The organism is Streptomyces sp. NPDC032198, assembly GCF_040636975.1.
GTDB lineage: Bacteria > Actinomycetota > Actinomycetes > Streptomycetales > Streptomycetaceae > Streptomyces.
Genome location: NZ_JBEZVL010000001.1, coordinates 655,703 through 669,565, shown reverse-complemented (window position 1 = coordinate 669,565; position 13,863 = coordinate 655,703). Strand labels below are relative to the sequence as shown.

The window sequence follows — 13,863 nt, the reverse complement described above, 5'->3', positions numbered from 1 at the left end:
CTAAGTGGTTGCGGGCCTGCGGTAGCGGCAGCCGCGGCACACCCCCTGGAGCCTGGAGCACCGATGTCACCGCTTGCACTGCTTTCAGCGTCCTCACGGTCCGTACGACCCCGCCGCCACCGGGCCGCGACCGCGGTCGCCGTCGCCGTGGCCGGCGCGCTCTCCCTCGCGGCCTGCGGATCCGGTGACGACTCCGGCAAGTCCGACAACGGCAGCGGCAGCAAGGCCGTCGCCCAGGGCGGCGACGACTTCGCCAAGGCCGCCGAGCAGACCGCGAAGATGGGCACCACGGCGAAGCCGGGCGAGTTCCCGCGCACCATCACGCACGCCCGCGGCAAGACCGAGCTCAAGGCGCGGCCCGAGCGGGTCGTGGTCCTGGACGTCGGCGAGCTCGACAACGTCGTCTCGCTCGGCATCAAGCCCGTCGGCTACGCCCCCACCGAGGGCGACGACGGCATCCCCGGCTACCTGAAGAAGGACGCCGGGAACCCCAAGAACGTCGGCACGATCAACGCCCTCAACCTGGAAGCGATCGCGAACCTCAAGCCCGACCTGATCATCGGCAGCGAACTGCGCGCCGCCAAGCTCTACCCGCAGCTCGACAAGATCGCCCCGACGGTCTTCTCCATCCGCCCCGGCTTCACGTGGAAGGAGAACTACCTCCTGAACGCCGCCGCGCTCGACAGGACCGCCGAGGCCAAGGCGAAGCTCGGCGCGTACGAGAAGAAGGCGAAGGCGCTCGGCGAGGAGATCGGCGACGGCGGCAAGAAGCCGACGATCACGATGCTCCGCTACATGCCGGACCGCGTACGCCTCTACGCGAAGGCGTCCTTCATCGGCACGATCCTCGACGACACCGGCCTGCCCCGCCCCAAGAACCAGCAGGTCAACGACCTCGCGACGGAGATCAGCACCGAGAAGATCGACGAGGCCGACGCCGACTGGATCTTCACCGGCGTCTACGGCGACGCCAAGAAGACGGGCCGCGGCGAGGCCGAGAAGAACCCGCTGTGGAAGAAGCTCGGCGCGGTCAAGGACGGCCAGGCCAAGGACGTCCCGGACGAGACCTGGTACCTGGGTCTCGGCGTGACGGCGGCGAACGAGGTCCTGGGCGACCTCAAGGGCTTCCTCGTCAAGTAGGGCGGTCAAGCAGGACGCGGCTCGTGGGCGTCCGGTAGCAGTACGTAAGCCATGGCCGGCGGGGCACGGAGGGCAGGTAGCCTTTCCTCTGTGCCCCGTCTGTCTGAAGTCATCGCCGCCCTCGACGCCCTGTGGCCCGCCGAACTGGCCGAGAGCTGGGATGCGGTCGGCACGGTCTGCGGCGACCCCGGCGCGGAGGTCTCCCGGGTCCTCTTCGCCGTCGACCCCGTACAGGACATCGTCGACGAAGCGGTGAAGCTGGGCGCCCAGCTCCTGGTCACCCACCACCCGCTCTATCTGCGCGGCACGACCACGGTCGCGGCGTCCACCTTCAAGGGCCGCGTCGTCCACGACCTCATCAAGAACGACGTCGCGCTGCACGTCGCCCACACGAACGCGGACCGCGCCGACCCCGGCGTCTCGGACGCCCTCGCGGGCGCGCTCGACGTCCGGATCGTCCGTCCCCTCGTACCGGACCCGGCCGACGCGCACGGCCGCCGCGGACTCGGCCGGATCTGCGAGCTCGAACACCCCCTGACGCTCCGCGAACTCGCCGCCCGCGCGGCCGAGCGGCTGCCCGCCACCGCGCAGGGCATCCGCGTCGCGGGCGACCCCGAGCAGCTCATCCGCACCCTCGCGGTCAGCGGCGGCTCCGGCGACAGCCTCTTCGACGACGTACGTGCGTCGGGCGTGGACGCCTTCCTCACCGCGGACCTTCGCCACCACCCGGTGTCGGAGGCCCGCGCCCAGACCCCGCTCGCGCTGCTCGACGCCGCGCACTGGGCCACCGAGTGGCCGTGGTGCGAGCTGGCCGCCGCACAGCTCGATCAGATCTCCGACCGTCACGGATGGGGACTGCGCGTCCACGTCTCCAAGACGGTCACCGACCCCTGGACCGCCCACGCGGCCTCGAATACCCACACCACAGGAGCCCCTCATTAACGCCGCGCCCGCCGACCAGATCCGACTCCTCGACGTCCAGGCACTCGACGCACGCCTCCAGCAGCTGGCGCACCGCAAGAAGTCCCTGCCCGAGCACGCCGAGATCGAGTCGCTGACCAAGGACATCGCGCAGCTGCGCGATCTGCACGTCGCCTCGACGACCGAGGAGAGCGACTGCGCCCGCGAGCAGACCAAGGCGGAGCAGGACGTCGACCAGGTGCGCCAGCGCGCCAACCGCGACCAGCAGCGCCTCGACTCGGGCGCCGTGACGTCCCCCAAGGACCTGGAGAACCTCCAGCGCGAGATCGTCTCGCTCGCCAAGCGCCAGGGTGACCTGGAGGACGTCGTCCTCGAGGTCATGGAGCGCCGCGAGGCCGCCCAGGAGCGGGTCGCGGAGCTGGCGGAACGTGTCTCCTCGGTCCAGGCGAAGATCGACGACGCGACGGCCCGCCGTGACGCGGCCTTCGAGGAGATCGACGCCGAGGGCGCCACGACCACCAAGGAGCGCGAGGTCGTGGCGGGTTCGGTCCCGGCCGACCTGCTCAAGCTCTACGACAAGCTCCGCGTCCAGCAGGGCGGCGTCGGCGCGGCCAAGCTCTACCAGCGCCGCTGCGAGGGCTGCCGCCTCGAGCTGAACATCACCGAGGTGAACGAAGTGAAGGCGGCGTCCCCGGACACCGTCCTGCGGTGCGAGAACTGCCGCCGCATCCTGGTCCGTACGTCCGAGTCGGGTCTGTAAGAGGCCGTGGCGGTGCGGGAGTTCATCGTCGAGGCCGACGGCGGGTCGCGGGGCAACCCGGGGCCCGCGGGCTACGGCGCGGTCGTCATCGACGCGACCACGGGGGAGACGCTGCGGGAGGCCGCCGAGTACATCGGCGTCGCGACGAACAACGTCGCCGAGTACAAGGGGCTTGTGGCCGGCCTGAAGGCGGCCCACGACCTCGACCCGGCCGCCTCCGTCCATGTCCGCATGGACTCCAAGCTCGTCGTCGAGCAGATGTCGGGCCGCTGGAAGATCAAGCACCCGGACATGAAGCCGCTCGCCGCCGAGGCCGCGCGGGTCTTCCCGTCGTCCCAGGTGACGTACGAGTGGATCCCGCGCGAGAAGAACAAGCACGCGGACCGGCTCGCCAACGAGGCGATGGACGCGGGCAAGCGGGGCGAGCGGTGGGAGCCGTCGGACTCGACGGCGGAGCTGGACGCGAGGGCGGCACGGTCGGCTTCCGTTCCTTCCGTTCCTTCCGTTTCTGCCGAGCCCTCGGGCCCGCCGGGTGACGCGATCGCCGGTGCGGCGAAGGCGCGGGCTGCGCTGGCCGGGGCGGGGGCCGTGACTGCCGACGCGCGTGCCGCGGGAAACGTGGCGGCTCAGACGTCCGCCCCGCCCGTCGGCTGGGCGGCGCCCGCGGACCTCGGTGCTCCCGCGACCTTCGTGCTGTTGCGGCACGGCGAGACCGCGCTGACGCCCCAGAAGCGGTTCTCCGGGAGCGGTGGGTCCGACCCGTCCCTCTCCGAGGTGGGCCGGGAGCAGGCCGAGCGCGCTGCGGCGGCGTTCGCCGCGCGGGGCACGATCCAGGCGATCGTCTCCTCGCCGCTGAAGCGCTGCCAGGAGACGGCGCAGGCCGTCGCCGGGCGCCTGGGCCTCGACGTGCGCATCGACGAGGGGCTGCGCGAGACGGACTTCGGTGCCTGGGAAGGGCTCACCTTCGGCGAGGTGCGTGCGAGCCGTCCCGAGGAGCTGAACGCGTGGCTCGCCTCGCCGGACGTGGCACCCCCCGGTGGGGAGTCCTTCGCCGAAGTGGCCCTCAGGGTGTCAGCGGCGCGGGACCGCCTCGCCGCCGAGTACGCGGGCCGCACGGTCCTCCTGGTCACCCACGTCACGCCGATCAAGACACTGGTCCGCCTGGCCCTTGGCGCCCCGCCGGAGGCCCTGTTCCGCATGGAACTCTCGGCGGCGTCGGTGTCGGCGGTGGCGTACTACGGGGACGGCAACGCGTCGCTGCGCTTGCTGAACGACACTTCGCACCTGCGGTAGGGCCTGGGCCTGGCGGGGGAGCGGCGGGGATCTCTGCGGGTACGTCGTGGCTGAGCGCGCGGTTCCCCGCGCCCCTGACGGGGCGCTTCACCGTCGCGGGGGCAGGCCCCGCCAGGGGCGCGAGGAACGGCGCGGCCAGCCACGACGTACCCGCACTCGGCGGGCAGGCCCCTGAGGGGCGCGGGGAACGGCGCGATCAGCCCCCACGCACCCGCAGAGGCAACTCGGCGGGCAGGCCCGTCAGGGGCGCGAGGAACTGCGCGATCAGCCCCCACGGACCCGCACAACCCCCGCCCACCCGCAGAGGCGTACTCCGCATCAGGCCCAGGGGCCCGGGTCAGCGAAGGGACGCCGCCTCGCGGGCCAGAGCCTCGATGCGGGGCCAGTCCTTCGCCGCGACCGCGTCAGCGGGAAGCATCCAGCTGCCGCCCACGCAGCCGACGTTCGGCAGCGCGAGGTACGACGGCGCGGAGGCGAGGCCGATGCCGCCCGTCGGGCAGAAGCGGGCCTGCGGGAGCGGGCCGCCGAGCGACTTCAGGTAGGCCGTACCGCCGGCGGCCTCCGCCGGGAAGAACTTCATCTCGTGCACCCCGCGCTCCAGGAGCGCCACGACCTCGGACGTCGTGGAGACCCCCGGCAGGAACGGCACCCCGGACGCCTTCATCGCGGCGAGCAGCGTGTCGGTCCACCCCGGGCTGACCAGGAAACGGGCCCCGGCGTCGACGGAGTCCGCGACGCCCCGGGGCGAGATGACCGTGCCCGCGCCGACCACGGCATCCGGCACCTCCGCCGCGATGGCCCGGATCGCGTCGAGCGCGGCGGGCGTCCGCAGCGTCACCTCGATCGCGGGCAACCCGCCCGCCACCAGCGCGCGCGCCAGCGGCACGGCGTCGGCGACGTCCTCCACGACGACTACGGGGACGACGGGGGCGAGATCGAGCACTGAGGCGGCGGCCGCGGCGGAGGAGGGGGAAGTCATGGGTGCATCCTGCCCCGGCCCACGCAGCATGCGCAAAGGACGTTGCGCATGCTGCAACCGCAGGTGGGGCGGGGCCAGCGGACCTCGCGCACCCCCACTCAGTGGATCTCGCGCACCACCACGTCGAGCGCCCACGCCTTGCCCGCCTTCGCGGGAGCCTGCGCCTCCACCACGTGTCCGAGATCCCGCAGCACCTCGACGAGCTCGGCCGGACCCTTCGGCTGAGCGCCGGTCTCCAGCAGGGAGCGCACGATCCGCCCCTTGGTCGCCTTGTTGAAGTGCGAGACGACGGAGCGCTTCTCGACCCCGTCGACCATCTGCGCGTGCAGCACCCGCACGGTCGCCGTCCGGTCCGCGACCTCGCCCTTCGGCTTCCACGCGGCCGTGTACGCCGATGACCGCAGGTCGAGCACCAGACCGTCGCCCGCGGCTTCGGGCATCGCGGAGGCCATCGGCGTACGCCAGTAGGCGCCCAGCGCGCCGAGGCCGGGCAGCTTCACGCCCATCGAGCAGCGGTAGGAGGGGATGCGGTCGGTGACGCCGACGGCGCCCCACAGCCCGGAGAAGACAAGGAGCGAGCGGGCAGCGCGGCGCTTGGCGGCGGCGTCGAGGGAGGCGAGGTCCAGGGCGTCGTACAGCACCCCCGTGTAGATCTCCCCGGCGGGCCGCGCGCCCGCCGTCCTCAGCTCGGTGTTCTTCGCGACCTCGCCGCGCAGGCCCTCGCTCAGTCCGAGGACGTCACGGGCCTTCTCCTCATCCGCCACACAGAGGTCGACCAGCTCGTCGAGCACCGCCTGCCGCGCGTCCGCGAGCGCCGGCAGGGAGAGCGACTCCGGCTTCAGGGGGGCGCCACGGCCGGAGGGCGCCTTGCCTTCGGAGGGCGGCAGCAGGACGAGCATGGGTCTCCTTCGGAGGTGACGAAAGGGGGATGCGGCCCCGCGCCAGGGTAATCGCCCCCGACCACGAACTTCACGCACGCCGCCCCCCCCGCCCCACCCGCTCACCCCACAGGCCAAGCCACCCCACCGGAAACCCCTGCACCCCACCTGCCCGGTCGCGGGCGCTCCGCCGCCAGTAGTCCGCCCGACCCGCGATCGCGCCGCGCGGCGCGGCAGCTATTCAACCGCCGCCCGCACACCCCGCACCCGCGCCCGCGCCCCCCACCGCCCCTCCGGCGCCCGCACCCCGCACCCCGCCCCGCCCCCTCCGCCGCCCCGCCCCCTCCGCCGTGCCGCCCCGCTCCTCCCGGCCTACGCTCGGTCCATGCCTCGTCGTCATCTTCGTGTGACCGGTGCAGCCGAAGCTCCCTTGCGGGGCGTGCTGCGTGAGCTGCGTGCGAAGTTGGAGGTTCCCGAGGGGTTCCCCGGGGGCGTCCTCGCCGATGCCGAGCGGGCCGTCGCCGCCCCGCGTCTCCCCGCGGTCGACGCGACCGACATCCCCCTCTTCACCATCGACCCGCCCACCTCCGTCGACCTCGACCAGGCGATGCACCTGTCCCGGCGGCAGGGCGGCGGGTTCCGGGTGCGGTACGCCATCGCCGACGTCGCCGCGTATGTGACGCCGGGCGCGCCGCTCGACGCGGAGGCCCATCGACGCGTCACCACCCTCTACTTCCCCGACGAGAAGGTGCCGCTGCACCCCACCTCGCTGAGCGAGGGCGCCGCCAGTCTGCTTCCGGGGCAGGACTGCCCCGCGGTGCTCTGGACGATCGATCTGGACGGGGAGGGGCGGGCACTCTCCACGGACGTGCGCCGTGCCCTCGTACGCAGCCGCGCGAAGCTCGACTACGACGGCGTACAGCGGGCCATCGACGGCGGAACCGCCGAGGAGGCCCTCGCGCTGCTCGCCGACATCGGGCGGCTGCGCGAGCAGCTGGAGGTCGAGCGCGGCGGCATCTCCCTCAACGTGCCCGAGCAGGAGATCGTGGAGCGGAACGGCGCGTACGAACTCGACTTCCGCGCCCCGCTGCCCGCCGACGGGTGGAACGCCCAGATCTCCCTGCTCACCGGCATGGCCGCCGCCGAGCTGATGATCCGGACGGGGGCGGGGATCCTGCGCACCCTGCCCACCGCCCCGGACGGCGCCGTCGGCCGGCTGCGCCGCACCGCCAAGGCCCTGCGGGTCGACTGGCCGCACCACGTCCCGTATGCAGAGCTCGTCCGCTCCCTCGACCCGCACCAGCCGCACCACGCCGCGTTCCTCCAGGAGTGCACGACGCTCCTGCGGGGCGCGGGCTATACGGCGTTCAGCGGCGGCGACGTCCCGGAGCTCACCACGCACGCCGCCGTCGCCGCCCCCTACGCCCACTGCACCGCCCCGCTCCGCCGCCTCGTCGACCGATACGCCTCCGAGCTGTGCGTGGCCGCGGTCGCCGGGGACGAGCCTCCGGAGTGGGTGCTCGCCGCGCTGCCGGACCTGCCCAAGGAGATGGCGGACGGCACGCGGCGCGCCAACACCGTGGAGCGCGAGTGCGTGGACCTCGTCGAGGCCGCACTGCTCAAGGACCGGGTGGGCGAGGTGTTCGACGGGGTGGTGGTGGACGTCCAGGAGCGTGAACCCGCCGTCGGGACGGTCCAGTTGACCGACCCCGCGATCGTCGCCCGCGTCGAGGGAGGCACCGGCGATCTGCCGCTGGGGGAGCGGCTGCGGGTACGGCTCACGCAGGCGGACCCTGGGACGGCGAAGGTGCGGTTCGCGCCTGCGTGAGGCCCTGGGTCAGGGGCTGGGACAGGGACAGGGACTGGGGCAGGGCCTCGGGGAGCGCTCTTCTGACGGCGGCCAGCAGCTTCGCCGGCCCGTCCGCGTGCAGTCGTACGGTCGTCACCGGCCGGCCCCCGCCGAGGGAGCCGACCGCCGTGACGGGCTCCGTCAGCTCCAGGGTGAGGGACGTCCGCGAGGCGACCGGAATGTCGATCACCCCGTCGGCGGCCTCGTGCGTGAAACGCCACTCGCCGCTCGCGGACGCGATCAGGTGGAGGGGTATCCGCAGGTCACGGTGGGCGCCGTGGCGTACGCGGAGTGCGTCGGCGGACAGCACGTGCGGCCGGGTCACGGACGCGGCATGGATGCCGAGCATCAGGACGACGCCGTAGACGTCGATGACGAGAGTGATCGCGTGGAGCGCGGGAAAGTCCCGCAGCAGCACGGCGAGCCCGACCGTCTCCACGACGCGGACGAACACGAAGCCGTAGAACATCGCGGCCTGATCGCGGGCGTGCCCGAAGGCGAGATCCCCAGGCCCGCACGCCGTGCCGCCGCCGCGCCACCCACAGCACCAGGCTGCGCAGCGCCCGCGCCTCATGGCCGACGATCCGCCGCACCGGCTCGGACATGAACTCCCTGACCGCCGCGCGCCCGTGCCTGCGACCACGACGTCCGACCTGGCCCGCGCCGCCTGGGCCTTCGCGCACGGCATGGTCATCCTGGAGGTCCACGGAGTCATCCTGGAGGTCCACGGACGGTTTCCCGGTGACGCGGAGCTGGCGACGGCATGGAAGAGGGGCGCGCGGGCGTTGCACCCCTAAGGGCGCCTGAAGACGCCTGCGGGCGACGCCCGGGAGCGTCGACCGAGCGTGGTGACGAGGGGGAGCGGTATGAACGGTGGGACACCGCAGGGCGGTCGCGAGCATGCGGTCTGGGCGCGGGCCCGCCTCGAACCGTGCGCGCCGCCCCTCGACCTCCTCACCGCCCGCTTCGACCGGCACCGCTACGCCCCGCACTACCACGCGGAGTTCACCGTCGGCGTCTGCGTCGGCGGCTCCGAGGTCATCGACTACCGGGGCGGACGCCTCGACGTGGGGCCGGGAAGCATCGTCGTGCTCGCCCCGGGCGAGGTGCACACCGGCGGCCCGGGACGCCAGGGCGGGTACGCGTACCGGGCGATGTACCCGGCGCCGCACCTCCTGGCAGAGGGCACCCTGACCACCCCGCACTTCGGCGACCCGGTCCTGCACGACCCCGAGCTGGCCGCGGCCCTGCGCACCGCCCACACCGAACTCAGCGGCAGCCACGACCGGTTGGAGGCCGAGTCACGGCTGCCCTGGCTGCTCACCGCCCTCGCCCGCAGACACGGCTCAGCCCGGCCCCTGTGCGACACGGTGCCCGGCGGCGACCGCATCGCCCGCGCCGTGCGCGACCGCCTCGCCGACGAACTCCTCGCCCCGCCCTCCCTCGCCGAACTGGCGGCGCCCCTGGGCCTCTCCCGCTACCAACTCCTGCGCGCCTTCCGTACGTCGACGGGAATGCCGCCGTACGCCTGGCTCGCCCAGCACCGCGTGACCCGGGCCCGCGCGCTCCTGGACGCGGGGCTGCGGCCCGCGGAGGCGGCGTCCCTGGTCGGCTTCGCCGATCAGGCGCACCTGACCCGGTGGTTCCGCCGGGTCCTCGGGGTGACCCCGGCGGCGTACCGCAACAGCGTTCAGGGCCACCACCGCACTCAGGACCGCAACAGCGTTCAAGACGGCGGGCGCTGAACGGCCGGAAACTGCCCGCATGACTGCACGCGGCTGGTTCCTCTTCTCCCTCATGGGCGTCCTCTGGGGCATCCCGTACCTGATGATCAAGGTGGCGGTCGAAGACCTCTCACCCTCCATGGTGGTCTTCACCCGCTGCGCGCTCGGCGCCGCGCTGCTCCTGCCGTTCGCCCTGCGGCAAGGGGGCCTCACCCGCGTCCTGGGCACCCACTGGAAGCCGATGCTGGCCTTCGCCTGCATCGAGATCCTGGGCCCCTGGTGGACCCTGACGGACGCCGAGCGCCACCTCTCCAGCTCCACCGCGGGCCTCCTGATCGCCGCCGTACCGATCATCGGCGCCGTTCTGGCCCGCCTCTTCGGTGACACGGAGCGCCTTGGCGCGCGCCGCCTGACGGGGCTCGGGCTCGGTCTCGGCGGAGTGGCGGTCCTGACCGTCCCGCACCTCACCGGCGGCGACGCCTGGTCGCTCACGGAGGTCCTGCTCACGGCGCTCGGCTACGCGGCGGCGCCCCTGATCGTGGCCCGCCACCTCAAGGCGGTCCCCACGCTCCAACTGATCGCCCCCTGCCTGACGCTGGCTGCCGTGGTCTACGCCGTACCGGCCGCGCTGACCTGGCCGTCCGCCGTCCCGGACGCCCCGACGCTGGCCTCCCTCGCGGGCCTCGGCGTCATCTGCACGGCCCTGGCCTTCGTCGTCTTCCTCGAACTCATCCGTGAGGCGGGTCCGACCAGGGCGGTCGTCTTCACCTACGTGAACCCGGCGGTGGCGGTGGCGGCAGGCGTCGCGTTCCTCTCCGAGGACTTCACGGCGGGCATCGCGGCGGCGTTCGTGCTCATCCTGGCGGGCTCGTTCCTGGCGACGGGGGCGTTCGCGGGGCAGAGCCGCGGCACGCGCCGGGTAGCATGGTCGACACGGCAGACGAGCCGGGCGGACGGCCGCGTGAAGCTCCCCTCACCAGGGGCTCTTCCCGAGGAACGTCCGGGCTCCACAGGGCAAGGTGGTGGCTAACGGCCACCCGGGGTGACCCGCGGGACAGTGCCACAGAAAACAGACCGCCGGAGACTTCGGTCTCCGGTAAGGGTGAAACGGTGGTGTAAGAGACCACCAGCGCCTGAGGTGACTCAGGCGGCTAGGTAAACCCCACCTGGAGCAAGGTCAAAAGGGGCCCTGGAAACAGGGCCCTGCGCGGACGACCGAGGGCTGCCCGCCCGAGTCCGCGGGTAGACCGCACGAGGCCCGCAGCAATGCGGGCCCTAGATGGATGGCCGTCTCCCCGGCCGCCGCGAGGCGCCCGGGCGACAGAACCCGGCGTACAGCCCGACTCGTCTGCCCGTCCGAGTCCCTGCTGGTCAGGGGCTCGGGCTTCCATCTCTGTACCTCTTCGGGTCGAATCCGGGTCGATCGGTACGCCCCCTCGGGTTCCATCCCTCGGGGTCGTCCTCGCGCTTCGGTAAGCGATCACCTAGGTCGTGTGCGCAGCTACTCTCTCAGCCCGGCGACCTGATCTCGAGTTCCTCGACAAGAGCGGCAGGCTCCTCGACTCCGAGACCGCGCACACCTGGGATCTCAAGCCCGGCAAGAGCGACCTGGACCGGGTGGGCAACACGCTGCCCGAGGACGTCAGGGACCGCACCGCGTCGGTGCGCGTCCTCGACGTTCGCGGGGTGATGCCCAGGGTCAGGCTCGGCAGGTCGAGGTCGGCCAGCAGGCGTTCCATCTGCTCACGCATCACCGCAGGGCCGCCGACGTTGGTATAGAGGGCCTGTTCGCCGAGGATGACGTTGTAGTGGTGCTTGCCGTCGCGCAGGACCTGTTGGCGTTCCATGCGCTTGGCCACGCCCGCCGGTACGTCGTCGGGGGTGTCGTGGAAGCTGACGACCCATTGGAGGATGACTGTCGCGTAGGCCTCGGTCTGGAGGGTCCCCCAGATCATCTGCGGGATGTAGGCCTTGCCGTCGGTCGTGTTCTGATACCAGTCGATGACTTCGGCCTGGATGTCTTCGGTTCCGCTGGCCAGGCGTTGTTGCCATGGGGTCACGTGCGTCATCAGAACCTCCTGTTGCTGGGCGGTGAATGCGGCACCGGGAGCCGGGCCGTTTCCCTCCCTGTGAGCCCGGTGTAGTCGGTCGGCGATGGTCGCGCCTAGTCGAACGCCCGTCAGCTTTCGCGGGTGGTGACGGGCAGGTGGTTGATCTCTTCGGCTTTGCGGGCCAGGAGGTAGGCGGGGTGGCCTCCTCGTTCGGTTTCGTGGCTGAGGTCGAAGCCTTGGTGGTCGCGGTAGTAGCGCACGAGTCCTTGGTGTCCGCAGCCGCGCCGTACCCAGAGTTTCCCGTTGCGGGCTGCGTGTCCCAGGGCCCACCAGGCGATCAGGGTGCCGGGCTTGGCGGCCCGGTGCTCGGGGTGGGTGAACGTGGTCGCCAGGAACAGCGCGGGCTCGGCGCGCTCGGCATCGGTCCAGCCCCACTCGGGTGTCTGCTCGTAGAGGCTGGTGCAGCCGATGAGTTCGCCCTCGCCGGTGGTCAGCGCCCAGACGGGGGTGTGGTCGTTACCGGCCTGCGCGGCGATCTGTTCGGCCCGGCCATCGTCGAGGAGGTCTTCGCCCCCGACCTTGCCGGTGCTCATCATCCAGGCGGCGCGGGCGCGGATCAGGTCGGTGTAGGCGGGCCGGTCGTGGGCGGTGGCGGGGCGCATCACGTACATGTCTTTCAGGCTCTCAGTTGTGGGCGGCACGGTAGGCGAGATCGGCGGCGACGACGTCGGCGAGCCGGTCGTCCGTGGCGCGTATCTGCCCGTGCTCGATGCGGGCGAGGGCCTGGGCGAGGGTGTCGGGGTCGATGAGCTTGGCGTCGATGAGTGCCGAGCCGTCGGCGAGCAGGCGTCGCACCTGGGCGGGCAGGGTGGTGCGGATCGCCGTGTTCATGACGTCGGTGAAGTTCTCCGGCAGCGGCGGCTCCACCACCAGCTCGGACAGGCCCAGCGCGGTCAGGCGGCGGCGGTGCAGGTTTTTGCGGGAGCGCCAGGAGCGGGGCAGCCACTCGCCGAAGCGGATCATGTCCGGATCAGCGAAGGGGTGCACCGGCCAGATCCCGGCATCGAGCATCAGCGGCGCGGCCGAAGCCATCGCGAGCAGGGTCATTTCGTTGACGACGGCGGGCGGGCAGGTGTCCCTGTCCACGTCTAGGAGGGCCTCACGAGCCACGGGGCCCAGCCACTCGGTCATCGCGTGTCCGGGGCCGACGGGCTGATGGGGTGCTTCCTCGGGGGTGAGGGCGACCATCTCGTCTCCGCCGATCCCACTCACCACGGTACGGATGCCGTGGGCGGCCAGCTGGTCGGCGAGGTGGGCGGTGGCCTCGTGGTAGGGCTCTTCGTAGGGGTAGACGTATCCGCCCAACGCCCGTCGTCCGCCGGGGTGCAGTGGGGGAAGGGCGGGCGTGGTGATGTCGGTGCGGAAGCGGCCGGCGTCGATCATCTCGGCGCGCCGGATGCGTTGTTGCTCGCCCATCTCGCCGGGCAGCAGCATCGCGGAAGCGGTGATCCGGTCGGGGTGGCGTAAGGCCAGGTGGGTGCCGGTGATGGCCGAGCCGAAGCCGCCCGAGACGTGTGCGCTGGTGGTGTCCGGGTCGTAGAGGTGCCGGTCGAAGACGGCGTCGAGGATGCTGCCGTACGCGCCCAGCACGTCGGCGTCGTCGGCGAGCGTGCGGGCCTTGGAGTGCAGCGCCGAGTCCGGCTGCTCGAAACGGATGGGCTCGTGCCCGTCGTAGTGGGCGGTGGCGCGTTCGGTCAGCCGGTACAGGCCGGTGAAGCAGGTGTGGTGGCTGTAGCGGAACCATAGGCTGAGCAGCCGGGCCGTCTCGGCGGGATGGAATTCCACGCGGGGCAGGCGCTTGACGAGATCCGCGGTGGTCCACGACCCGTGCAGCACACCGTCGTGGGCGGTCAGGTACAGCGGTGCGGTGCCCCGTTCACCGGCGCTGATGCTGAGCGGGCCGTCGAGGGCAAGGTCGATGGCCACGAAATCCTGTGGCCACGCCAGGAGTTCCGCCCGCCGCGCCCGGAAGGCGGCGGTGGACAGCTCCACGACGGCGCGTCGCCCCTCTCCTGCGCGGCGGGCGTCGCGCTCGCGGACATGAATCAGAGATTGGCCGGTGTCGCGGTCGGTGAGGACGACCGCGTCAACGGCCGGGTGATCGAGCGGCGCGACCCAGGACGAGCCGCATTCAAGGCGGGAGTTCTGCCACGCCCAGCCGCCGGCCTCGCGGCTCGCCGGGATGGGGTCGATGCGCAGCTTGAGCAC

General features: G+C 72.3%; 13 protein-coding genes, 1 other RNA gene and 1 pseudogene. 9 read left to right on the top strand and 6 right to left on the bottom strand.

Features of this window, described 5'->3' with window-relative positions:
• Nucleotides 1–63: 63 nt before the first annotated feature.
• From AB0E78_RS03170 to AB0E78_RS03155, 4 genes are all read left to right on the top strand, one after another.
• Nucleotides 64–1,140, top strand: coding sequence for an iron-siderophore ABC transporter substrate-binding protein (locus AB0E78_RS03170; RefSeq protein WP_361827487.1), 1,077 nt, complete (start codon nt 64–66; stop codon nt 1,138–1,140).
• A gap of 90 nt (nt 1,141–1,230) precedes the next feature.
• Nucleotides 1,231–2,082, top strand: a complete 852-nt coding sequence (locus tag AB0E78_RS03165; protein ID WP_361827484.1) for a Nif3-like dinuclear metal center hexameric protein — start codon at nt 1,231–1,233, stop codon at nt 2,080–2,082.
• The gene (locus AB0E78_RS03160) at nt 2,078–2,821 is read left to right on the top strand and encodes a C4-type zinc ribbon domain-containing protein (protein WP_361828499.1); all 744 of its coding nucleotides are present in this window, start codon (nt 2,078–2,080) and stop codon (nt 2,819–2,821) included. The genes AB0E78_RS03165 and AB0E78_RS03160 overlap by 5 nt, the downstream gene beginning before the upstream one ends.
• 12 nt (nt 2,822–2,833) lie before the next feature.
• A complete protein-coding gene (locus AB0E78_RS03155) occupies nt 2,834–4,114 on the top strand; it encodes a bifunctional RNase H/acid phosphatase (RefSeq protein ID WP_361827482.1) in 1,281 nt (426 codons plus the stop codon).
• A gap of 337 nt (nt 4,115–4,451) precedes the next feature.
• Here AB0E78_RS03155 and eda read toward each other — a convergent pair whose 3' ends face one another.
• Nucleotides 4,452–5,093 carry a bifunctional 4-hydroxy-2-oxoglutarate aldolase/2-dehydro-3-deoxy-phosphogluconate aldolase gene (eda, locus tag AB0E78_RS03150; protein ID WP_361827480.1) on the bottom strand — a complete coding sequence of 214 codons (642 nt, stop codon included), beginning with the start codon at nt 5,091–5,093 and terminating at the stop codon, nt 4,452–4,454.
• 98 nt (nt 5,094–5,191) lie between these two features.
• Nucleotides 5,192–5,992 carry a peroxide stress protein YaaA gene (gene yaaA, locus AB0E78_RS03145; RefSeq protein WP_361827478.1) on the bottom strand — a complete coding sequence of 267 codons (801 nt, stop codon included), beginning with the start codon at nt 5,990–5,992 and terminating at the stop codon, nt 5,192–5,194.
• A gap of 364 nt (nt 5,993–6,356) precedes the next feature.
• Between yaaA and AB0E78_RS03140 the strand changes: the two genes are divergently transcribed.
• Nucleotides 6,357–7,799 (top strand): RNB domain-containing ribonuclease, encoded by a 1,443-nt coding sequence (locus AB0E78_RS03140; protein WP_361827475.1) that lies wholly within the window; start codon nt 6,357–6,359, stop codon nt 7,797–7,799.
• Here AB0E78_RS03140 and AB0E78_RS03135 read toward each other — a convergent pair.
• Entirely contained in the window at nt 7,750–8,394 is a 645-nt protein-coding gene (locus AB0E78_RS03135) for a hypothetical protein (RefSeq protein WP_361827473.1), read from the bottom strand. The two genes, AB0E78_RS03140 and AB0E78_RS03135, sit on opposite strands and share 50 nt — an antisense overlap.
• On the opposite strand from AB0E78_RS03135, the gene AB0E78_RS03130 reads away from it, so the two are divergent.
• From AB0E78_RS03130 to rnpB, 4 genes and pseudogenes are all read left to right on the top strand, one after another.
• Nucleotides 8,393–8,617 carry a hypothetical protein gene (locus AB0E78_RS03130; protein ID WP_361827471.1) on the top strand — a complete coding sequence of 75 codons (225 nt, stop codon included), beginning with the start codon at nt 8,393–8,395 and terminating at the stop codon, nt 8,615–8,617. The two genes, AB0E78_RS03135 and AB0E78_RS03130, sit on opposite strands and share 2 nt — an antisense overlap.
• 69 nt (nt 8,618–8,686) lie before the next feature.
• Complete coding sequence (locus AB0E78_RS03125; RefSeq protein WP_361827469.1) at nt 8,687–9,565, top strand: AraC family transcriptional regulator; 879 nt, start codon at nt 8,687–8,689, stop codon at nt 9,563–9,565.
• A gap of 19 nt (nt 9,566–9,584) precedes the next feature.
• Nucleotides 9,585–10,364 (top strand): annotated as a pseudogene (locus tag AB0E78_RS03120) (DMT family transporter); the annotation flags it as partial.
• Nucleotides 10,365–10,485: 121 nt separating this feature from the next.
• Nucleotides 10,486–10,895, top strand: an RNA gene (rnpB, locus tag AB0E78_RS03115) — RNase P RNA component class A.
• Nucleotides 10,896–11,028: 133 nt separating this feature from the next.
• Here rnpB and AB0E78_RS03110 read toward each other — a convergent pair.
• The 3 genes from AB0E78_RS03110 to AB0E78_RS03100 all read right to left on the bottom strand — a co-directional run bounded on the left by AB0E78_RS03110 (nt 11,029) and on the right by AB0E78_RS03100 (nt 13,863).
• Entirely contained in the window at nt 11,029–11,613 is a 585-nt protein-coding gene (locus AB0E78_RS03110) for a Scr1 family TA system antitoxin-like transcriptional regulator (protein WP_361827466.1), read from the bottom strand.
• 110 nt (nt 11,614–11,723) lie between these two features.
• Nucleotides 11,724–12,266, bottom strand: coding sequence for a GNAT family N-acetyltransferase (locus tag AB0E78_RS03105; RefSeq protein WP_361827464.1), 543 nt, complete (start codon nt 12,264–12,266; stop codon nt 11,724–11,726).
• 13 nt (nt 12,267–12,279) lie between these two features.
• A complete protein-coding gene (locus AB0E78_RS03100; protein WP_361827461.1) occupies nt 12,280–13,863 on the bottom strand; it encodes an asparagine synthase in 1,584 nt (527 codons plus the stop codon).